This window comes from Luedemannella flava, from assembly GCF_039528515.1.
Classification (GTDB): Bacteria; Actinomycetota; Actinomycetes; order Mycobacteriales; family Micromonosporaceae; genus Luedemannella; species Luedemannella flava.
This window is the reverse complement of the sequence record NZ_BAAALT010000020.1, coordinates 55,850-76,590: the sequence shown is the minus strand read 5'-3', so window position 1 is coordinate 76,590 and position 20,741 is coordinate 55,850. Positions and strand designations below refer to the sequence as shown.

The following is a 20,741-nucleotide window of genomic DNA, read 5'->3' as shown; positions in this document are numbered from 1 at the left end:
GGGAGACCGTGCATCGTCCTGACCGGGCACAATGACTTGTCCCGGTGTTTTTGATCGTGGAGGCCTCATGCGTCGTCGACTCGTCGCCGCCCTACTTGTCGTGGGCGTCGTTGCCGCTGGCGGGCTCGTCGCCTGTGGGAAGGACGACGGCCCCGACCCGACCGTGCGCGCCTTCCTCGACGGCTGGAAGAACAAGAACCTCGAGAAGGTCGGTTTCCTCGCCGCCACCGGCGACACGATCCCCGCCGCCGACGTGCTCACCCAGCTCAAGGCCCTCTCCGGTGACCTGTTGGAGAAGCCGCTCGCCCTGTCGGCGGCGAAGGCGACGGTCACCAAGGAGGACGCCACCGCGGTGGTCAAAGTCGAGTGGACCGTGGCCGAGGGCATCGTGTGGAGGTACGACACGACTGTCCGTCTGCACAAGAAGGGCGACACCTGGGCGGTCGTCTGGACCCCGGCGACGATGCACGAGAAGCTCGAGGCCGGCGACAAGCTCGGCACCAGGCGCCTGGTCGCCAACCGCGCCGGCATCCTCGACGCCGGCGGCGACGCGATCGTCAAGCCCCGCCCGGTCGTCGACGTGGGCGTGGAGCCGCGCAAGGTCAAGGACGCGGCCGACCTCACCAAGCAGCTCGACGAGGCGCTCAAGTCCGTCGACGTGGACGCCGGCCTGTCCGACCTGCCCGATCGGATCAAGGCGGCCAAGCCCGACGCCTGGGTCGACGTCGTCACCCTGCGCCGGGAGGTCTACAACCGCATCCGCAGCAAGATCCGGGACCTGGACGGCACCGTCTTCCGCGAGCGCAACCTCCTGCTGGCGCCCACCCGGTCGTTCGCCCGGGCGCTGCTGGGCCAGGTCGGCGACGTGCAGAAGGACGACATGGACGCCCACCCCGGCCGGTACGAGATCGGCGACCAGGTCGGCCAGGGCGGCCTGCAGGAGCTCTACGACGAGCAGCTGCGCGGCCGCAACGGCCTCGCCGTGGTGATCAACGGTCGGGTCGACGGCGACAACAACCAGGTCGAGACGCCCGAGCTGTTCCGCGCCGCGCCGGTCGACGGCACCCCGCTGAAGACCACCCTCGTGCAGAAGATCCAGAACGCGGCCGACAACGCCCTCGCGGGCCAGACGAAGTACCGCACCTCGCTGGTCGCCATCCGGGTCAGCGACGGCGCGATCCTGGCCGTGGCCAACGGCCCGAACGGCGGCACGGAGAACTACGCCTTCACCGCCCAGGTGCCGCCCGGCTCCACGTTCAAGGTGGCCACGGCGCTGGCCGCCCTCGACGCCGGCGTCGTCACGGCCGACACGGTCGTGGACTGTCCCAAGACCCTCTCCGTCGAGGGACGTGAGTTCCACAACGCCAACAACTTCTTCCTCGGCAAGGTCCCGTTCCGCCAGGACTTCGCCCGCTCCTGCAACACGGCCTTCATCAACGTCGGCACCAAGCTGCAGCCCGAGCAACTCACCGCCGCGGCCGCCGCGCTCGGCATCGGCGTCGACTGGAAGCTCGGCGCGCCCGTCTTCACCGGCTCCCTCGGCCCGAACACCACCAAGGTCGACCTGGCGGCGGCCTCCTTCGGCCAGGGCGACACGCTGGTCAGCCCGGTCGCCACGGCCGGCGCCGCGGCGACCGTCGCGAAGGGCTCCTGGCAGGCCCCGAAGCTGTTCCTCGAGCTGCCCGCGGCCGGGGGCGGGGCCACCGCGTCGGCGTCCGCCGCGCCGTCCGGGCCGGCCGCGCCGGAAGGCCCGCTGAAGGCGACCTCGGTAGCGGCGCTGCGCGAGATGATGCGTGAGGTCGTCACGAAGGGCACCGCCACCCAGCTCGCCGGCGTCGAGGGCGACCCGGTCCACGCCAAGAGCGGCACCGCGGAGTACTCCGAGGACACCAAGGAGGACCACCGCTGGATCATGGGCTTCCAGGGCGACATAGCGTTCTGCGTCTTCGTAGAGAAGGGCGGCTCCGCGGGCCCGGCCATCCCCCTGGCGGAAAAGTTCCTGAACAACATCAACTAGTACGCCCGCCCCGCCGCGCACCCGTGGCGAGCACCTTGCCGCACCCGCCCGCCATGGTGCGCGTCCATCGGCGCCCGCGGCGTCCGGCCGCCGGCCAACTGTGCACATCTGGCGGCTGCCGCGCGTCCGCGCGCCAACTGTGCACATCTGGCGGGCCCGTGANGGCTGCCGCGCGTCCGCGCGCCAACTGTGCACATCTGGCGGGCCCGTGACGTCTGGCGCTCGCCAGTTGTGCACACGTGGCGGGCCTGGGGCGTCTGGCGCTCGCCAGTTGTGCACACGTGGCGGACCTGGGGCGTCTGACGCTCGCCAGTTGTGCACACGTGGCGGGCCTGGGGCGTCTGCCGCTCGCCAACTGTGCACACGTGGCGGACCTGGGGCGTCTGCCGCTCGCCAACTGTGCGCAGTTGGCGAGCCCGTGGCTCTCATGCCTCGCCACGTGTGCACATCTGGCGGGCGCGGGGTCTTCACGGGTCGCCACATGTGCGCAGTTGGCGGACGGAAAGCGACCGGTCCTCGCCATAAGCGCACATGTGGCGGGGCGAGGGCTTCTCGGCTCGCCACACGCGCACTGGTCAGCGAAAGTGCATGCGATCTTGGGGCTGATTTTCGCCGGAATGCCGCCTGCGGCGGGTGTGCGGACGGCGGCGGGGTCAGGCGGCGCGGGCGGACCAGCGGCCGTCGACATGGTCGACGCGGAGCGGGACGCCGAAGGTCGCCGTCAGGTTCTCGCCCGTGAGGACGTCCGTGAGCAGGCCGCGGGCCACCACCTGGCCGTCACGGAGCAGCAGGCCGTGGCTGAAGCCGGGCGGGATCTCCTCGACGTGGTGGGTCACCAGGACCAGCGCGGGCGCGTCCGGGTCGGCGGCCAGTTCGGCGAGGCGGCGGACCAGGTCCTCCCGGCCGCCGAGGTCGAGGCCGGCCGCCGGCTCGTCGAGGAGCAGCAGCTCGGGGTCCGTCATCAGGGCCCGGGCGATCTGCACCCGCTTGCGTTCACCCTCGGACAGGGTGCCGTAGAGGCGGTCCGCGAGCGCACCCATGCCGAGCTGCGCGAGCAGGGCGGTGGCACGGGAATGATCCATCGCGTCGTACGACTCGCGGAAGCGGCCGACCACCGACCAGGCGGCGGTGAGCACGATGTTGTGCACCGTCTCGTCGGGCGGCATCCGGTCGTGCAGCGCGACGGTGGCGAGCCCGATGCGCGGGCGCAGCTCGTTGACGTCGACCTTGCCGAGGCGCTCGCCGAGGATGAACACCCGGCCACGCGTGGGGTGCAGGCGGGCGGCGGCCAGGTTGAGCAGGGTGGTCTTGCCGGCGCCGTTGGGGCCCAGCACGACCCAGCGCTCGTCCAGCTCGACCTGCCAGCTGATGTTGTGGACGAGGTTGTTGCCCCCACGGGTGACGGTCGCGTTGCGAACCGCGATCACGGTGTCGTCGTCGACCGGGGCATCGAGCGCGGGGTCCTGTGGCACGGTGCCATCCAATCATGGGGCCACCACGGCGCCCCCACGGAGTGTCGGCCGACAAGTAATGTGTGCCGACACCCGGACCGAGAGGGGCCGTTGTGGCCGCGGTGATCGAGATCGAGAATCTCCGTAAGACGTACTTCAGCCTGCTGCACGGCAAGCGGGTGGCACTCAACGGCTTCGATATGGAGGTCGCCGCCGGTCAGGTCCATGGCTTCCTCGGTCCGAACGGTTCGGGCAAGACGACGACGCTGCGCACCCTGCTGGGGCTGGCGCGCGCCGACTCGGGCCGGATGTCGCTGTTCGGTCAGCCGGTGCCGGAGGCGCTGCCCGCGGTCGTGGGCCGCCTGGGCGCGATCGTGGAGAGCCCGCAGTTCTTCCGGAACTTCACCGGCCGGCGCACGCTGGCACTGCTCGCGCGGGCGGGCGGGGTGCCGGACGCCCGAGTCGACCAGGTGCTGGAGCTGGTCGGCATGCGCGACCGCGGCAACGAGAAGGTCAAGACGTACTCCCTGGGTATGAAGCAGCGACTGGCGGTGGCGTCCGCGCTGCTCAAGTCCCCCGAACTGCTCATCCTGGACGAACCGGCCAACGGCCTGGACCCGGCCGGCATCCGGGAGATGCGCGACCTGGTGCGCGGCCTGGCGGCCGCCGGGGCGACCGTGCTCGTGTCGAGCCATCTGCTCGACGAGATCGAGCAGATCTGCGACTCCGTGACGATCATCTCGCGCGGCAGGCGGGTCGCGGCCGGCCCGGTCGCGGACGTGCTGGCCTCCCAGGACAAGGGCGAACACCTTGTCCGGGTACGCGACGACGACCGTGACCGCGCCGGCGAGCTGCTCCGCGCCGCGGGCCTGACGGTCGCCACGCGCGACGACCGCCTGGTGGTCGGCGGCGTCGACGACGCGGCCCGGATCTCGGAGCTGCTGGGCACCGGGGGCGTGTGGTTGTCGGAGCTGTCGCCGCTCACGCCGGACCTGGAGAGCGTCTTCCTCACCATCACCGGCACCACCCCCGAGGCGGGCAGCTACCGCCCCGTCGACGAGTCCCGCGACGAGCCGTGGCCAGCGCTGACGACGCCCACCGCGACCACAGGCCCCGCCGCCCCGGCCGCCGCCAACGAGGAGCTGTCCCAGTGAGACTGCTGCGCACCGAACTGAGCCGGTTCTTCGCCCGCCGGTTCATCCGCGTTCTTCTGATCTTCATCGTGCTCATCATGGGCGCCGTCGTGGCCGGCGTCGCGGGCAGTTCCTCGCCGGTGACGGAGGAGCAGTACGCGGCCGCGCAGGAGGCGGCGCAGCGTGACTACGAGCTCAACAAGCAGATGATGGACCAGGCCTACCAGGACTGCGTCACCGACGTGACCTCGCCGTCGCCCAGCGGCAACTGGGGCGAAGGGCTGGAGGCGTGCGCGGCCATTCTCGAGAAGGCCCGTTACATCTCGCCCAACGATCCGTCCGGCTACCTGCCCGACCAGTTCCACCTCCGGCACGAGCTCGACACCTGGATCTACCTTGCCGCGCTGATCCTGTGCCTGTTCGGCTTCATCGTCGGCGCGTCGTTCGTGGGCGCGGAGTGGACGTCGGGCGGCATGACGAACCTCGCGCTGTGGTACCCGCGGCGGCTGCGGCTGCTCGCCATGAAGCTGACGGCGGCGGTGCTCGGCATCGGCGCGATCGGCGTGGCGTACCTGGGCGTGTGGGTCGGCAGCCTGGCCCTCGTGGCGCAGGCGCGGGGGGTCGTCGACGGCGCCACCCCGGGCTTCTGGCAGTCGAGCCTGCTGCTGTGCGCGCGCGTGCTGGCGCTGACCCTGGCGTGCGCGGTCATCGGCTTCGCGTTGGCGTCACTCGGCCGGCACACCGCGTCGGCGCTGGGCATCGGCATCGGGTACGCGCTCGTCGCGGAGCTGGGCACCCTGCTCGTCTTCAGCGTGCTCAACGCGACGTTCCCGGAGCGGTTCCGACTGTCCACGTACATCGCGGCCTGGCTGACCAAGCGGGTGGAGCTCTACGACTACAACCTGTGCCTGATGGACGCCGTGGACTGCGGCAACCAGCGCTACATCATCGACCTGACGACGTCGGCCGTCGTGCTCGGCGGCATTGTCGCGATCATCGCGGCGCTGGCGTTCGCCGCCTTCCGCCGGCGGGACATCGCCTGACGGGGCGGGGTGGACGAGGGGAGTCACCATCGAGGTATGCGAAGCACGCTCAATCTGATCCTGAACATCGGCTGGCTGATCTTCGGCGGCTTCTTCCTGGCGCTCGGATACGCCCTGGCCGGCGTGATCTGCTACATCCTCATCGTGACGATCCCGTTCGGCGTGGCGTCGTTCCGGATGGCCAACTACTGCTTCTGGCCGTTCGGGCGCGACCTCGTCCGCAAGGAGTCGGCGGGGGTGGTGTCGGCGGTCGGCAACGTGATCTGGTTCATCGTCGCCGGCTGGTGGCTGGCGCTGGGGCACATCGTCACGGCGGTCGGCCAGTTCCTGACGATCATCGGCATCCCGTTGGGCCTGGCCAACATCAAGCTGGTGCCGGTGTCCCTGTTCCCGCTGGGCCACGAGATCGTCCCGCGGCCCTGACGGGGGTCAGCGCCACTGGGCGTCGCGGTGGCGTTCCCGGGCGCGGTCGATGGCGCGGATGGCCTTGTTGACCTCGACCTTGTTGTTCGACCACACGCGCACCGGGACGCCGTCGACGTCGAGATACAGGTCGTGGCGCCGCTTCTCCAGGTAGATGGCCAGCGGGTCGAGGAAACCGGCCCAGCCGGCGATGCCGGCTGCGACGATGAACAGCGGGACGGTCACCCAGTGGTCGGTGAGCCACCCGCTCGCCACGGCCCAGCCCGCGACGGCGACCACCACCCCCACGAGGACGGCCGTGACGATCAGGCGAAGGCCCCTGGTCGACTCTGGAAGGCTGACCCAGGCGCGACGCACCCGATAGATCGGGTATTCGCGGGTGGGTGTCCGGACGCGTTCGTCGGTGACGAGCAGATCGCGCTCGTGAAACAAGATAGCCATAGCAGGCTCCGATCCCGTACCTCCAGTGTGAAGCCTCAGGCCACGCCCAGGCAACGAAGTTGGTACGGCGCGGCACCCGACGGGCTAACCTGCCGTGCGACGGCGTTGTGAGAGGAGGCACCGGTGGGGGAGTTCGTGCGGTGCGAGGTGGCCGACGGCATCGGCACCATCGCGTTGACCAGGCCACCGATGAACGCTCTCAACGAGACGGTGCAGGAGGGGCTGCGGTCCGCGGCGGCGTGGGCGTCCGCGTCGGCCGAGGTCCGCGCCGTCGTCGTGTACGGCGGACAGAAGGTCTTCGCGGCCGGCGCCGACATCAAGGAGATGGCGGCGATGTCCTATGCCGACATGGCGGCGCGGGCGGACGACCTGTCGAGCGCGTTCGACGCGATCGCGCGCATCCCGAAGCCGGTCGTCGCGGCCATCACGGGGTACGCGCTGGGCGGCGGGTGCGAGTTGGCGCTGGCCTGCGACTGGCGGGTGGTGGCCGAGGACGCGAAGCTCGGCCAGCCCGAGATCACCATCGGGCTGATCCCGGGCGCGGGCGGCACGCAGCGGCTGCCGCGGCTGGTCGGCCCGGCCCGCGCCAAGGAGCTGATCATGTCGGGCCGCATGGTGGACGCCGCGGAGGCGCTGCGGATCGGCCTGGCCGACCGGGTGGTGCCCGCCGCCGAGGTGTACGACGCGGCGGTGGCCCTGGTCAGACCGTTCGTGACCGGCCCGCAGGCAGCCCTGCGCGCGGCGAAGGCCGCCGTGGACCGCGGACTGGAGATGCCGCTGCCGGCCGCCCTGGCGTGGGAGAGTCAGGTGTTCGCGGGCCTGTTCGCCACGGCGGACCGCGCCGAGGGCATGGCCGCGTTCGTCGAGAAGCGCGCCCCGAACTTCGGCGCCGACTGACGTACTCCCTAAGATGAACTGAATTCGCGTTAAGGAGGGGGCCGCATGGGTGAGCGGATCGAGGGGCACGGCGGGCACCTGGCGCTGGCGGCCCTGCGGGCCTTCGGCGTGCGCGAGATGTTCACCCTCTCCGGCGGGCACGTGTTCCCGCTGTACGACGCGGCGCACAACAGCGACGGCGCCGTGCGCCTCGTGGACGTGCGCCACGAGCAGTCGGCCGTGTTCGCGGCCGAGGCCGTCGCCAAGCTGCAGCGCCGCCCGTCCGTCGCGGTGCTCACCGCCGGGCCCGGCGTGACCAACGGCATCTCCGGCCTGACCAGCGCGTACTTCAACGGCGCGCCGGTGGTCGTGCTCGGCGGCCGGGCGCCGCAGTTCCGCTGGGGCGCGGGCAGCCTGCAGGAGATCGACCACGTGCCGCTCGTCGCCCCCGTGACCAAGCACGCGGTGACCGTGACCAGCACCGACGACGTCTACGGCGCCGTGCACGGCGCCGCGCTGACCGCGCTCACCGCGCACCGCGGCCCCGTCTTCCTCGACCTGCCGCTCGACGTCATCTTCAGCTACGGCGACGCCGCGCCGACCGAGACGACCACGCCGCCCGTGCTCGCCCCCGACCCGGACGAGGTCGCGCGCGCGGCCACGCTGCTCGCCGCCGCGCAGCGGCCGGTCATCATCGCCGGCTCCGACGTGTACTCCGGCGACGCCACCGCCGCGCTGCGGGAGGCCGCCGAGGCGCTGCACGTGCCGGTCTTCACCAACGGCATGGGCCGCGGCAGCCTGCCGGCCGGGCACGCGCTGGCCTTCGCCAAGGCGCGCCGGGCCGCGCTGCGCGGCGCCGACGTGGTCGCCGTCGTCGGCACGCCGCTGGACTTCCGGCTCAACTTCGGCGACTTCGGCGACGCCCAGGTCATCCACGTCGTCGACGCCCCGACGCAGCGCGCCGGGCACGTCACCCCGGCCGTCTCGCCCGCCGGCGACCTGCGGCTCATCCTGTCCGCGCTGGCCGACCTGCCCGCCGGTACCGCGCTGAACAGAGGAGACCACGTCGACTGGGTCGACCAGTTGCGCCAGGTCGAGGACGCCGCCAAGCAGGCCGAGCAGGCCGACCTTGCGGCCGACACCGACCCGATCAAGCCGGCCCGGATCTACGGCGAGCTGCGCAGGGTCCTCGAACCCGACGCGATCACCATCGGCGACGGCGGCGACTTCGTCTCCTACGCGGGCAGGTACCTGGAGCCGACCCAGCCGGGCACCTGGCTCGACCCCGGCCCGTACGGGTGCCTCGGCACCGGCATGGGCTACGCGCTCGGCGCGCGGGTGACCTATCCGGACCGCCAGATCTGCGTGCTCATGGGCGACGGCGCCGCCGGTTTCTCCCTGATGGACGTCGAGTCGCTGGTCCGCCAGCGGCTGCCGGTCGTCATCGTGGTCGGCAACAACGGCATCTGGGGCCTGGAGAAGCACCCCATGCAGGCCATGTACGGCTACGACGTGGCCGCCGACCTGCAGCCCGGCCTGCGCTACGACGAGGTCGTGCGCGCGCTCGGCGGCGCCGGCGAGACGGTGGCGAAGCCCGGCGACCTGGGTCCGGCGCTGCGCCGGGCGTTCGACGCCGGCGTGCCGTACCTGGTCAACGTGCTGACCGACCCCGCCGACGCGTACCCCCGCTCCTCCAACCTGGCCTGAGCCCGCCACCTATCGTTCATCGTCACGCCTCCTGCGTCCGCTTAACTGGTCGAATGGCCGAGCGGCCATCGGGTGAACGTAGGAGTACGGGTGAGCGTCACGACCGCGCCACAGCACGACACGCGCATCGGCCGGCAGAGCCGGCGATGGCAGCTGGCCTGCCTGGACATGGCCGGCACCACGGTGCGCGACAACAGTCTGGTCGAGCAGGCGTTCACCGTCGCGGTCGCCGGGCAGGGCGTCGCGCCGCGCACGACCGCCTACGAGGACGCGCTCACCATCGTGCGCAAGACGATGGGGCAGAGCCGCATCGAGGTGTTCCGGCGCATGGATCCCGCACGAATCCATACTGGACGGCGACCGTCGGTGTGTCGGGCCTAGGCAGATCCCGGCCGGGCGGGGTGGGCGTCAGGCCTTGGGGTCGTCGTCGTCCTTGCGGCGCAGCTCGTCCTCGCGGCGGCGGAGGTCTTCCTCCCAGCGACGCAGAAGGTCCTCGTCGGCCTTGCGCTCCTTGTTGAGCCGGGCCAGGAAGGCCGGGTCGTCGTCGGGCGCGAGGGTGCGTGGCCGCTCGGCCTCCGGGAAGCCGGCGCCGGGGCGCCAGGTGCCGCCCCGCGACGGGTGCTGCGACGAGATCGTCCGCTGTGGACGCCCGGCCACGAACCAGGCGATGGGGCCGACCGGCGAGAACAGCAGGATGATGAGCACCCAGACGATGCGCGGTAGCGCACGGATCTCGTGCTCCTCGGTGGAGAGGCAGTCGATCAGCGCGGCAACAGCCAGGATCAGGTTGACGAGGAAAAGCACGATATAGAGGCGGCCCACGCGTGAATGATGCACCCTGCGGCCGTCGCGCGCAGCCCTGGCGGGCGTCCGGTGGATGACGGTCGGGCCGCTGGATATCGGGCGCGTCGGTGAGGCCGGTGTGCTTCGCTGTGGCGATGAGCGAACCGGTGATCTCCGAGGCCGATGTGGCCGGCCTGCTGCGGGAGTACGACGCGCACCTGCGCGCCCACGTGCCCGACCCGCTGCCCGAGGGCGGCTGGATCGAGACCGACGGGCCGGTGCTGCGTTTTGTCGGGATCGACAGGCAGGGTTTCGTGACCTACCGGGACCTGGCCGGGCTCGACGGCGCGGCGCTCGACGCGCTGATCGCCCGGCAACGGGACTTCTTCGCTGCCCGGGGCGAGGGGGTCGAGTGGAAGCTGCACGGCCACGACCGGCCGGCCTCGCTGCCCGGGCGGCTCGTGGCGGCCGGGTTCGCGCCCGAGGACCGGGAGACCGTCGTGGTCGGGCTGGCCGGGCCGCTGGCGACGGCCGCGCTGACGCCGCCGGACGGCGTACTCCTGAGGGAGGTCACCGCCGACGCGGACCTGGCCCGGATCGCGGACATGGAGTCCCAGGTCTGGGGCGAGGATCGGGACTGGCTCGTCGAGGGGTTGAGCAGGGAGATCGCGGCCGACCCGGAGTCGATCACGGTGGTGGTCGCGGAGGCGGGCGAGGGGGTCGTGTCGGCCGGCTGGGTGCGGTATGTCACAGGCACCGGGTTCGCGACGCTGTGGGGCGGGTCGACGCTGGCCGCGTGGCGCGGCCGGGGCATCTACAAGGCGCTGGTGGCCCACCGGGCGCGGCTCGCGGTGGCGCGCGGCTACCGGTTCCTGCAGGTGGACGCGTCGGACGACAGCCGGCCCATCCTCCAGCGGCTCGGCTTCGTGGCGCTCACGACGACGACCCCCTACGTGTGGTCGCCGGCGGATGTCACGTAGACCACACCGCGCGGACGGCGTCGCGGACGCAGTCCTCGCGCAGCCGTCCGCAGGCGCACAGGTGCTCGTTCGGCGCCGCCTGTGGGCGGTGCCCCGGATCCGCCACAGACGCGTCAGCATCGACGATTATCTGTGGTTCAAGTTCTTGAGCTTGCATTTTGTGCACCCCCGGCTGCACATCAGTATGCGCGTGCGAGTGGGTCGGCGTGACCTGAGTCACTGACGCCGTTAACTTACTTGTGGGTAACATAGGGTCAGGCGGCTGCCCGCTGCCCGGATCCGGCAGGGTGGCACCATTCGGGGAGCCACGCCACGACCGCTCGGTCGTTCAAGCAGGAGGACGTCGAACAGCGATGAACATCGTCGTACTCGTCAAGCAGGTGCCCGACTCCAGTGCGGAGCGCACCCTGCGCAGCGACGACAACACCGTCGACCGGGAGTCGGCCAGCAACGTCATCAACGAGATGGACGAGTACGCCATCGAGGAGGCGCTCAAGCTCACCGAGGCGCACGGCGGCACGGTCACGCTGCTGTCCATGGGCCCCGAGCGCGCCACCGAGGCGATCCGCAAGGGTCTGCAGATGGGTCCGGACTCCGGTGTGCACGTCGTCGACGACGCCCTCGCCGGCTCCTGCGCCCTGGCCACCTCCAAGGTGCTCGCCGCCGCGCTGCGGACCCTGTCGCCCGACCTCATCCTGTGCGGCGCGGAGGCCACCGACGCGCGCGGCCAGGTCGTGCCGCAGATGGTCGCCGAGCGGCTCGGCGTCGCCGCGCTCACCGGCACCCGCAAGCTCACCGTCGACGGCACGTCGCTGACGGCCGAGCGGCAGACCGAGGCGGGTTACGAGGTCATCAGCGCCTCGACGCCGGCCGTCGTCAGCGTGTGGGACACGATCAACGAGCCGCGCTTCCCGTCCTTCAAGGGCATCATGGCGGCCAAGAAGAAGCCGATCCAGACGGTCACGCTGGCCGATCTGGGCATCGCCGCCGACGAGGTGGGCGTGGCCGGCGCCTCGACCGCGGTGGTCGAGCACAGCAAGCGGCCCCCGCGCGCGGCCGGCACCCGCGTCGAGGACTCCGGTCAGGGTGGCCAGGCGCTGGTCGAGTTCCTGTCGTCCGAGAAGTTCGTGTGAGGTAGAGATGGCTGAGGTTCTCGTCCTGGTCAAGGTCGCCGACGGCAAGGTCAACAAGGCCACGCTGGAGGCGCTCACCATCGCCCGCGCGCTCGGCGAGCCCGCCGCGGTGGCCGTCGGCGCCCCCGCCGACGTCGTCGACACCCTCGGGGAGTACGGCGCGACGAAGGTGTACGTCGCCGACGCCCCGGAGCTGAACGACTACCTGGTCGCCCCCGCGGTGACCGTGCTGGAGCAGCTCGTGCGCGAGGCGTCGCCGGCCGCCGTGCTCATCCCCTCCACGCAGGAGGGCAAGGAGATCGCGGGTCGGCTGGCCGTGCGCCTGGACAACGGCGTGCTCATCGACGTCAACGACCTGGCCGCCGACGGCACCGCGACGCAGGTTGTCTTCGCCGGCTCCGCGATCGTGAAGTCGAAGGTCACCCGGGGCGTCCCGCTGGTCACCGTCCGGCCCTCGTCGGTCACGCCGACGACCGCGCCGGTCACGCCCGCCGTCGTGCCCGTGGCCGTGACGCTGTCGGACGTCGACAAGGCCGCGCGCGTGGTCGAGCGGGTTGTCGAGGCAAAGGGCGCCCGCCCCGAGCTGACCGAGGCGTCCGTGGTCGTCTCCGGCGGTCGCGGCATCGGCAGCGCGGACAACTTCAAGCTGGTCGAGGAGCTGGCCGACCTGCTCGGCGGCGCCGTCGGCGCGTCGCGCGCGGCCACCGACTCGGGTTTCTACCCGCACCAGTTCCAGGTCGGGCAGACCGGCAAGACCGTCTCGCCGCAGCTGTACATCGCGCTGGGCATCTCGGGCGCGATCCAGCACCGGGCCGGCATGCAGACGTCGAAGACGATCGTCGCGGTCAACAAGGACCCCGAGGCGCCGATCTTCGAGCTGGCCGACTTCGGCGTCGTGGGCAACCTCTTCGACGTGGTCCCGCAAGCCGCCGAGGAGATCCGTAGGCGCAAGGGCTGAAGCCCTGCGACCTGGCCCGGCACCCCCTCGGGGCGCCGGGCCGGTCTGTTCCGGGAGGGCTGCGAAACCGTTCGGCCGGATCCCCGATTTCGAAAGCACTGGAACTTTCAGCCCACCCACCATGTCCCAGGTGTTAGTGAGCTGCGCGAACGCTCCACGACTTGCGAAGACTGTCGCCAGGTGTCGGCTGAGCCGCCGCGCGGATCTATTTTCGGCCGTACAGGTGGAAGCGCTCCCAATATTCGGCGTCCTGGGAGTGCCCGTCCGGCGGCGCGGTGCGGTCGTCGCGCCCGGCACGTTCCACTCGCACTGACGGGTCGCCCTGGATGTCCGGCGGCCCGGTGAGACGGGGCTGGGGGGTCCCGCGAGGGGCGGCCGGTCCACCGGCCGCCCCTCGGCCCCTCTCCGGCGCGGTGCACCTGGCTGAGTGGGAGCGCGGTCGGGCGGAGATTAGGCTGGATGCCGATGGCCTATCTGGATCACGCCGCGACCACGCCGATGCTGCCTGAGGCGCTCGACGCGTATGTCGCGACCGCGCGCGAGGTGGGCAACGCGTCATCGCTGCACGCGCCCGGTCGCATGGCCCGGCGCCGGGTCGAGGAGGCGCGCGAGCGGGTGGCCGCGGCGCTCGGCTGTCGACCCTCCGAAGTGATCTTCACGGCCGGTGGCACCGAGAGCGACAACCTCGCGGTCAAGGGACTCTTCTGGGCCCGCCGGGCGGCCGATCCGGTCCGTCGCCGCGTCATCGCCAGCTCCGTCGAGCACCACGCCGTCCTCGACGCGGTGCGTTGGCTGGAGACCCACGAGGACGCCGAGGTCAGCTGGCTGCCCGTCGACCACCGGGGGGCCGTGCCCGTCGAGGCCCTGCGGGAGGCGCTCGAGCTGCACGCCGACGAGACCGGCCTGGTCACCGTCATGTGGGCGAACAACGAGGTCGGCACGCTGCAGCCGGTCGCCGAGGCAGCCGCCGTCACCGCCGGGTACGGCATCCCGTTGCACACCGACGCCGTCCAGGCGGTCGGCCAGGTGCCGGTGGACTTCGCCGCGTCCGGCACCACGGCGCTCACCGTCAGCGGCCACAAGCTCGGCGGCCCCACCGGGGTCGGCGCCCTCGTGCTCGCCCGGGACACCGCGTGCACGCCGCTGCTGCACGGTGGCGGCCAGGAGCGCGACGTCCGGTCCGGCACCATCGACGTGGCGGGCGTCACGGCGTTCGCCGTGGCCACCGAGATCGCCGTGAAACACCAGGCGGAGTACGCGCTGCGGGTCGGCGCGCTGCGCGCCGAGCTCGTCGCCGGGGTGCTCGCGGCGGTGCCCGGCGCGGTGCTCAACGGCGACCCGGAGCAGCGGCTTCCCGGCAACGCCCACTTCTCGTTCCCCGGCTGCGAGGGCGACGCCCTGCTGCTCCTGCTCGACGCGCAGGGCATCGCCTGCTCCACCGGGTCGGCCTGCTCGGCCGGGGTGGCCCAGCCCTCGCACGTGCTGCTCGCCATGGGCGCCGACGACCATCGCGCGCGCGGCTCCCTGCGGTTCACGCTCGGGCACACCTCCACCCCGGACGACGTGGCCGAGGTGGTGGCCGCGCTGCCGGCCGCCGTGGAGCGGGCGCAGCGCGCCGGGGCGCTCCGGGCTGCCCGCTGACGCGGGTACCCTCGAATGGGCGTACCAGAAAAGATCTTGTAAAGGCGGGCGGAGCGTGCGCGTACTCGCGGCGATGTCGGGCGGTGTCGACTCGGCGGTGGCGGCCGCCCGGGCCGTGGACGCCGGGCACGACGTCACCGGCGTGCACCTGGCGCTGGCGCGCAACCCGCAGACCTACCGCACCGGCGCGCGCGGCTGCTGCACGCTGGAGGACTCACGCGACGCCCGCCGCGCGGCCGACGTGATCGGCATCCCGTTCTACGTGTGGGACATGGCCGACGAGTTCCACGCCTCGGTCGTCGACGACTTCGTCGCGGAGTACGCGGCGGGCCGCACCCCGAACCCGTGCCTGCGCTGCAACGAGAAGATCAAGTTCGCGGCGGTGCTGGACCGGGCCGTCGCGCTCGGCTTCGACGCGGTCGTCACCGGCCACCACGCCCGCCTCGGCGCCGACGGCCTGCTGCGCCGCTCCGTCGACCTGCCCAAGGACCAGTCGTACGTGCTGGCGGTCCTCACCCGCGAGCAGCTCGACCGGTCGATCTTCCCGCTGGGCGACACGACCAAGGCCGGCGTACGGGAGGAGGCCGCCGCGCGCGGGCTCGCCGTGGCCGACAAGCCGGACTCGCACGACATCTGCTTCATCGCCGACGGCGACACCCGGGGCTTCCTCGCACAGCGTCTCGGCGAGGCGCCCGGCGACATCGTCGACACCTCCGGCGCCGTCCTCGGCCAGCACCAGGGCGCGTTCGCGTTCACGGTGGGCCAGCGTCGCGGGTTGGACCTGCGGGTCCCCGCGCCGGACGGGCGGCCCCGCTACGTCCTGTCCATCACGCCCGTGACCAACACCGTCACCGTCGGCCCGGTCGAGGCCCTGGAGGTCTGCTCCGTCGTCGCGCAGCGTCCCGTGTGGACCGGCGGCGACCCGCCGACCGCGCCCGTGGAGGCGGAGCTGCAGCTGCGGGCGCACGGCGAGACGGTCCCCGGCGTCGTGAGTCTTGACGGCGCGACGCTGAACGCGGAGCTGCGCCGGCCGGTGCGGGGCGTCGCGGCCGGACAGGCGCTGGTCGCCTACCGTCCCGACCCGGCCGGCGACATCGTCCTCGGCTCGGCCACCATCTCCGGCGCGTCCTGAACCACCGCGGCGGATTCCCGCCGCGATCGGGCGTGGCGGCACGGTAGCGTCTGGGACGTGACGGATGAATCGTGGCCTTGGGCGGCGGGGGCGGCGACCGGGGTGGGCTCGCTGCCCGGCACGGACATCCGGGAGGCGGTCCGCGTCGTGCTCGGCGAGCTGCCCGACCTGCCGCACCTTCCCGAGCTGCCCGGTCGCGGGCCCGGCGCCGACCTCATCGGGCGCACCGCGGGGCTGCTCATCGAACTACCCGTGGAGCTCTACGCGGGCAGGTGGCGGGTCGCGGCGCATCCGGGCCGCGATCTTCTGCGTACGCACGACCTGCGCGAACGCGACCTGGACGCGCTGATGGAGCTGGCCGACGGGTACACCGGGGTGGTCAAGGTCCAGGCCGCCGGGCCGTGGACCCTGGCCGCGAGCGTGGAGCTGCCCATCGGCGGGCGCGTGCTGCGCGACCACGGGGCCGCCCGGGACGTGTGCGAGTCGCTCGCCGAGGGCCTGGCCGTGCACGTCGCCGAGGTGTCGCGTCGGCTGCCGGGCGCCTCGGTGCTGCTGCAGTTGGACGAGCCGTCGCTGCCCGCCGTGCTGGCCGGCACCGTGCCGACGGAGAGCGGGTGGCAGACCCTGCGCGCGGTGCCGGAGGCGGTGGTCCGCGACAGCGTGCGGTCGCTGGTGGACGCGGTCGGCGTGCCCGTCGTGGTGCACTCGTGCGCGCCGGACGTGCCGGTGCGGCTGCTGCGGGAGGCCGGTGTCACGGGCGTGGGGCTCGACGTGTCCCTGTTGACGGATCTCGACCCGCTCGGCGAGGCCCTGGACGCCGGGCTCGGCCTGTTCGCGGGCGCGGCGCCGACCGTGCTTCCCGCTGGGCGGCGGGCGCCCACGTCCGCGCAGGTCGCGGACAAGGTGCGCGACCTGTGGCACAAACTCGGCTTCCCCGCCGCGCGGCTGCCCGCGCAGGTGGTCGTCACGCCGGCGTGCGGGCTGGCCGGCGCCACGGCGGCCTACGCGCGCGACGTGCTGCGCGCCTGCCGGGACGCGGGCCGGCGCCTGGCGGAGGTCTAACTGTCACACTCCCGTGGCAGGGTCGGGGTCATGATGGGAAAGCTCTCCGTGATCGTCATCGACTGTCCGGACCCCAAGGCGCTCGCCGAGTTCTACTCGGAGATCACCGGCAAACCGATCACCGGCGTCGAGGACGACTGGGTCGACCTCGGCGGCGACGAGCTGCCGCGCCTGGCGTTCCAGCTCGCTCCCGACCACGTGCCGCCGCAGTGGCCCGACGCGAAGCACCCGCAGCAGCTCCACCTCGACTTCGACATCGAGCGGGCCGACCTGCCCGCGTTCGAGGCGAAGGTGCTGGCGCTCGGCGCGACCAGACTGCCCGGCGGCGGCGAGCGCTTCACGGTCTACGCGGACCCGGCGGGCCACCCGTTCTGTTTCGTCTACGAATAGCCGATCGCGTAACGTCGCGCTCATGCGGCGGGCAAGCGGAAGTCTCTTCGGGCTGGCGTACGGCGACGCGTTGGGCAAGCCGACCGAGTTTCTCGACGTGGCGGCGATCGAGGCGCGCTACGGCCCCGGCGGCCCGCGTGAGCTGGAGGGCGACCCCGCGCTCGTCACCGACGACACCCAGATGGCGATCGCCGTCGCGGACGGGTTGCTCGCCGCGCAGTCGTGGGCGCCGGAGGTCGTCGAGCCGCTGTGGCGCACCCGCTTCCTGGAGTGGGCGCGCTCGCCGGAGAACGACCGCGCCCCGGGCATGACCTGCATGCGCGCGATCGCCGGCCTGGAGGACGGTTACCGCTGGCAGCGCGCCACGATCGCCGGCTCCAAGGGGTGCGGCGCCAACATGCGGGTCACGCCCGTCGGCCTGCTGCCCGACATCGACGACGACACCCTCGCCGGACTGTCCCAGTTGCAGGCCGGCATGACCCACGGTCACCCGACCGCGCTGACCGCCAGCGAGCTGACCGCGTACGCGACGCGTGTGCTGCGCGACGGGGCGCCGCTGCGCGACGTGCCGGCGCTGCTGCGCGCCCGCGCGGACAGCCAGCGCGGCGTCTACCGCGAGGAGTGGCTCGGCGACCTGTGGGAGCGCCCCGGCGCCAGCACCCCGGACGAGTACATCGACCGGGGTTGGGTGGAGTGCCTCGACGTGCTCGACCGGCTCGACGCGGCGCTCGCCGCCCCCGACCGGGCCGCCGACCCGTGCCTGGCCACGGGCGCGGGGTGGATCGCCGAGGAGGCGCTCGCCACCGCGCTGCACTGCGCGCTGCTGTTCCCCGACGACCCAGTCGCCGCCCTGGGGCGCGCGGCCGCCACCTCCGGGGACTCCGACTCGATCGCCGCTCTCGCGGGCGCGTTCCTCGGCGCCGCCCTGGGTATGTCAGCGTGGCCGGACGGTTGGGACCACCGCATCGAGTACGCCGACCGCCTCAGCGCGTTCGGCGCCGCCTGGGACTAGCGGGGCGCGCGCCGCTTTTGTCGGAGGTGGGCGGGATGATGGTCTTCCACGCGACGTGATGGGGGGCGAGCCGGATGGCACAGCGCGGCAAGGCTGCGCACGACGCGGCTGAGCTGGTCGAGGCGGCCGACCGGGCCGAACTGCCCGCCGAGGTGGCCGCCCCGGTCGCGGTGGCCGAACCGCCGGTGAAGGTCGGCAAGCGGCACGCCGAGCTGGTCGTCGAGATCGACGAACATCAGTACCGCTACTACATCCTCGACGCGCCGACCGTCGGCGACGCGGAGTACGACGCGTTGATGCGCGAGCTGGAGGGCATCGAGGACGCCTATCCGACGCTGCGCACGGCCGACTCCCCGACGCAGCGCGTCGGCGGGACGTACTCGACGGATTTCGCGAGCGTGCCCCACGCGCAGCGGATGCTGAGCCTGGACAACGCGCTCGACGACGAGGAGTTCGGCGCGTGGGCCGACCGGGTCCGCCGCGACGCCGGCGACGTCGAGTTCCTCTGCGAGCTCAAGGTGGACGGCCTGGCCATCAACCTGACGTACGAGAACGGACGGCTGACCCGCGCCGCCACCAGGGGCGACGGGCGCACCGGCGAGGACGTCACGCTCAACGTGCGCACCATCGCGGACGTGCCCCAGCAGCTCAAGGGCTCCGACGTGCCCGCGCTGCTGGAGGTGCGCGGCGAGATCTTCTTCACCGTCGACGCGTTCGCGCAGGTCAACGAGGCCATGATCGCGCAGGGCAGGTCGCCGTTCGTCAACCCGCGCAACGCGGCGGCGGGCAGCCTGCGCCAGAAGGACCCGCGCGTCACCGCCTCCCGGCCGCTGCGCCTGGTGGTGCACGGCTTCGGCGCCCGTTCCGGCTTCGAGCCGGCCCGCCAGTCGGACGCGTACGAGCAGCTCAAGGCGTGGGGCCTGCCGACCTCCGACCGGTGGCGGGTGCTGCCGGACGTGGCCGGCGTCCGGAAGTTCATCGAGTACTACGCCGAGCACCGCCACGACGTCGAGCACGAGATCGACGGCGTCGTCGTCAAGGTCAACGACGTGGCGACCCAGCGGCGGCTCGGCACCACCAGCAAGGCGCCGCGCTGGGCCATCGCCGTCAAGTACCCGCCGGAGACCGCCACCACGCTGCTGCGCGACATCGAGGTCAACGTGGGCCGCACCGGCCGCGTGACGCCGTTCGCGGTGCTGGAGCCCGTCTACGTCGGTGGGGTGACCGTCACCAACGCCACCCTGCACAACCCGTCCGACGTGGTGCGCCGCGGCGTGCTGATCGGCGATACGGTCATCGTGCGCCGCGCCGGCGACGTGATCCCCGAGATCGTCGGCGCAGTCCAGGAGAAGCGGACGGGCGCCGAGCGGGCGTTCGTCATGCCTGCCGAGTGCCCCGCGTGCGGGTCGCCGCTCGCGCCCGCGAAGGAGGGCGACGTCGACATCCGCTGTCCCAACGCCCGGTCCTGCCCGGCGCAGCTGCGCGAGCGCGTGTTCCACGCGGCCGGACGGGGCGGTTTCGACATCGAGCTGCTCGGCTTCAAGGCGGCCATGGCGCTGCTGGACGCCAAGGTGATCGTCGACGAGGGCGACCTGTTCTCCCTCGACGAGGCGCGGCTGTCGACGGCGCCGTTCTTCGTGACCAAGAAGGGCACCCTGTCCGCCAACGCGGTCAAGATGCTCGGCTTCATCGAGGCGGCCAAGGAGCGTCCGCTGTGGCGGGTGCTCGTGTCGCTGTCCGTCCGGCACGTCGGGCCCACCGCCGCGCAGGCGCTCGCAGACCACTTCCGTTCGCTCGACGCCATCGAGGCGGCGAGCGTCGAGGAGCTCTCCGCCGTCGAAGGTGTCGGCCCGGAGATCGCCGAGTCGCTCACGGAGTGGTTCACGGTCGACTGGCACCGCGAGATCGTCGCCAAATGGCGCGCCGCCGGCGTCCGGATGGCCGACGAGCCCCGCCCGCCGTCCGAGCAGCTGCCGCAGACGCTCGCCGGGGTCACCGCGGTCATCACGGGCACCCTGGAGGGGTACACCCGCGAGGAGGCCGCCGAGGCGATCACCGCCCGGGGCGGCAAGGTCGCCGGTTCGGTGTCGAAGAAGACCGCCTTCGTGATCGTGGGCGACAACCCCGGCTCGAAGTACGACAAGGCCGTCTCCCTCGGCGTCCCCATCCTCGACGACGCCGGCTTCGCCGTCCTCCTCGCCGACGGCCCCGACGCGGCCCGGCCGGTAGCCACCACCCCACCCGCGTGACCTCATCCAACCGCGCCCTTGGCGATCTTTGTAAAAGATCTTGGATCGCTCCGCGTGGACGTCCGCGAGAACGGTTCCACGATTCGCCGGGTGGTCACTAGCAGCCGTTGCGGCCCGAGGTCGTCCCAACGGTGCACATCTGTCGGCCCCCGCGCGCCGCCCCTTCCGCCAGATGTCCACTCTTGGCGACGCCGGCGCGACCGCACCCCACCACTCGCGCGCTCTTGGCGGCGTTGCAGGGCGCGGCCCTCGCCAGATGTGAGCTTGTGGCGGGCGTGAGAGCTCCCGGGCTCGCCAACTGTGAGCTTTT

19 protein-coding genes are annotated in these 20,741 nt (G+C 72.3%); 16 read left to right on the top strand and 3 right to left on the bottom strand.

Going from position 1 to position 20,741, the window contains the following annotated elements:
• Positions 1-67: 67 nt before the first annotated feature.
• Positions 68-2,017 carry a penicillin-binding transpeptidase domain-containing protein gene (locus ABD211_RS05020; protein ID WP_344126696.1) on the top strand — a complete coding sequence of 650 codons (1,950 nt, stop codon included), beginning with the start codon at positions 68-70 and terminating at the stop codon, positions 2,015-2,017.
• Positions 2,018-2,670: 653 nt separating this feature from the next.
• On the opposite strand, the gene ABD211_RS05015 is transcribed toward ABD211_RS05020, so the two are convergent.
• Positions 2,671-3,501, bottom strand: a complete 831-nt coding sequence (locus ABD211_RS05015; RefSeq protein ID WP_425560345.1) for an ABC transporter ATP-binding protein — start codon at positions 3,499-3,501, stop codon at positions 2,671-2,673.
• An 80-nt stretch (positions 3,502-3,581) separates the two neighbouring features.
• Between ABD211_RS05015 and ABD211_RS05010 the strand changes: the two genes are divergently transcribed.
• The 3 genes from ABD211_RS05010 to ABD211_RS05000 are packed head-to-tail and all read left to right on the top strand — an operon-like array spanning position 3,582 to position 6,067.
• Positions 3,582-4,622 carry an ABC transporter ATP-binding protein gene (locus tag ABD211_RS05010; protein WP_344126692.1) on the top strand — a complete coding sequence of 347 codons (1,041 nt, stop codon included), beginning with the start codon at positions 3,582-3,584 and terminating at the stop codon, positions 4,620-4,622.
• A complete protein-coding gene (locus tag ABD211_RS05005) occupies positions 4,619-5,644 on the top strand; it encodes an ABC transporter permease subunit (RefSeq protein ID WP_344126690.1) in 1,026 nt (341 codons plus the stop codon). The genes ABD211_RS05010 and ABD211_RS05005 overlap by 4 nt, the downstream gene beginning before the upstream one ends.
• Before the next feature lie 36 nt (positions 5,645-5,680).
• Entirely contained in the window at positions 5,681-6,067 is a 387-nt protein-coding gene (locus ABD211_RS05000; RefSeq protein WP_344126688.1) for a YccF domain-containing protein, read from the top strand.
• 6 nt (positions 6,068-6,073) lie between these two features.
• On the opposite strand, the gene ABD211_RS04995 is transcribed toward ABD211_RS05000, so the two are convergent.
• Positions 6,074-6,508: a DUF6232 family protein gene (locus tag ABD211_RS04995; protein WP_344126686.1), complete on the bottom strand. Its 435-nt coding sequence runs from the start codon at positions 6,506-6,508 to the stop codon at positions 6,074-6,076.
• A 123-nt stretch (positions 6,509-6,631) separates the two neighbouring features.
• Between ABD211_RS04995 and ABD211_RS04990 the strand changes: the two genes are divergently transcribed.
• The 3 genes from ABD211_RS04990 to ABD211_RS04980 all read left to right on the top strand — a co-directional run bounded on the left by ABD211_RS04990 (position 6,632) and on the right by ABD211_RS04980 (position 9,472).
• Complete coding sequence (locus ABD211_RS04990; protein WP_344126684.1) at positions 6,632-7,405, top strand: enoyl-CoA hydratase/isomerase family protein; 774 nt, start codon at positions 6,632-6,634, stop codon at positions 7,403-7,405.
• A 45-nt stretch (positions 7,406-7,450) separates the two neighbouring features.
• A complete protein-coding gene (locus ABD211_RS04985; RefSeq protein ID WP_344126683.1) occupies positions 7,451-9,091 on the top strand; it encodes an acetolactate synthase in 1,641 nt (546 codons plus the stop codon).
• A gap of 90 nt (positions 9,092-9,181) precedes the next feature.
• Positions 9,182-9,472, top strand: a complete 291-nt coding sequence (locus ABD211_RS04980) for an HAD family hydrolase (RefSeq protein WP_344126681.1) — start codon at positions 9,182-9,184, stop codon at positions 9,470-9,472.
• Between the two features lie 27 nt (positions 9,473-9,499).
• Here the strand turns inward: ABD211_RS04980 and ABD211_RS04975 are convergent, their stop codons facing one another.
• Positions 9,500-9,913 (bottom strand): PLD nuclease N-terminal domain-containing protein, encoded by a 414-nt coding sequence (locus ABD211_RS04975; protein ID WP_344126679.1) that lies wholly within the window; start codon positions 9,911-9,913, stop codon positions 9,500-9,502.
• 116 nt (positions 9,914-10,029) lie between these two features.
• On the opposite strand from ABD211_RS04975, the gene ABD211_RS04970 reads away from it, so the two are divergent.
• The 9 genes from ABD211_RS04970 (at position 10,030) to ligA (ending at position 20,431) form a co-directional block, all read left to right on the top strand.
• The gene (locus ABD211_RS04970; protein WP_344126677.1) at positions 10,030-10,854 is read left to right on the top strand and encodes a GNAT family N-acetyltransferase; all 825 of its coding nucleotides are present in this window, start codon (positions 10,030-10,032) and stop codon (positions 10,852-10,854) included.
• Positions 10,855-11,207: 353 nt separating this feature from the next.
• Complete coding sequence (locus tag ABD211_RS04965) at positions 11,208-11,987, top strand: electron transfer flavoprotein subunit beta/FixA family protein (protein WP_344126675.1); 780 nt, start codon at positions 11,208-11,210, stop codon at positions 11,985-11,987.
• A 7-nt stretch (positions 11,988-11,994) separates the two neighbouring features.
• On the top strand, positions 11,995-12,945 hold the full coding sequence (locus ABD211_RS04960) for an electron transfer flavoprotein subunit alpha/FixB family protein (protein WP_344126673.1): 951 nt from the start codon (positions 11,995-11,997) through the stop codon (positions 12,943-12,945).
• A gap of 465 nt (positions 12,946-13,410) precedes the next feature.
• Complete coding sequence (locus ABD211_RS04955; protein WP_344126670.1) at positions 13,411-14,586, top strand: cysteine desulfurase family protein; 1,176 nt, start codon at positions 13,411-13,413, stop codon at positions 14,584-14,586.
• Between the two features lie 55 nt (positions 14,587-14,641).
• Positions 14,642-15,718, top strand: a complete 1,077-nt coding sequence (mnmA, locus tag ABD211_RS04950) for a tRNA 2-thiouridine(34) synthase MnmA (protein WP_344126668.1) — start codon at positions 14,642-14,644, stop codon at positions 15,716-15,718.
• Positions 15,719-15,775: 57 nt separating this feature from the next.
• Positions 15,776-16,780 (top strand): uroporphyrinogen decarboxylase/cobalamine-independent methonine synthase family protein, encoded by a 1,005-nt coding sequence (locus ABD211_RS04945; RefSeq protein WP_344126666.1) that lies wholly within the window; start codon positions 15,776-15,778, stop codon positions 16,778-16,780.
• A gap of 30 nt (positions 16,781-16,810) precedes the next feature.
• Positions 16,811-17,170 carry a VOC family protein gene (locus ABD211_RS04940; RefSeq protein WP_344126664.1) on the top strand — a complete coding sequence of 120 codons (360 nt, stop codon included), beginning with the start codon at positions 16,811-16,813 and terminating at the stop codon, positions 17,168-17,170.
• Positions 17,171-17,192: 22 nt separating this feature from the next.
• Positions 17,193-18,182, top strand: coding sequence for an ADP-ribosylglycohydrolase family protein (locus ABD211_RS04935; RefSeq protein ID WP_344126662.1), 990 nt, complete (start codon positions 17,193-17,195; stop codon positions 18,180-18,182).
• Positions 18,183-18,256: 74 nt separating this feature from the next.
• Positions 18,257-20,431, top strand: coding sequence for an NAD-dependent DNA ligase LigA (ligA, locus tag ABD211_RS04930; protein WP_344126660.1), 2,175 nt, complete (start codon positions 18,257-18,259; stop codon positions 20,429-20,431).
• The last annotated feature ends 310 nt before the right edge of the window (positions 20,432-20,741 follow it).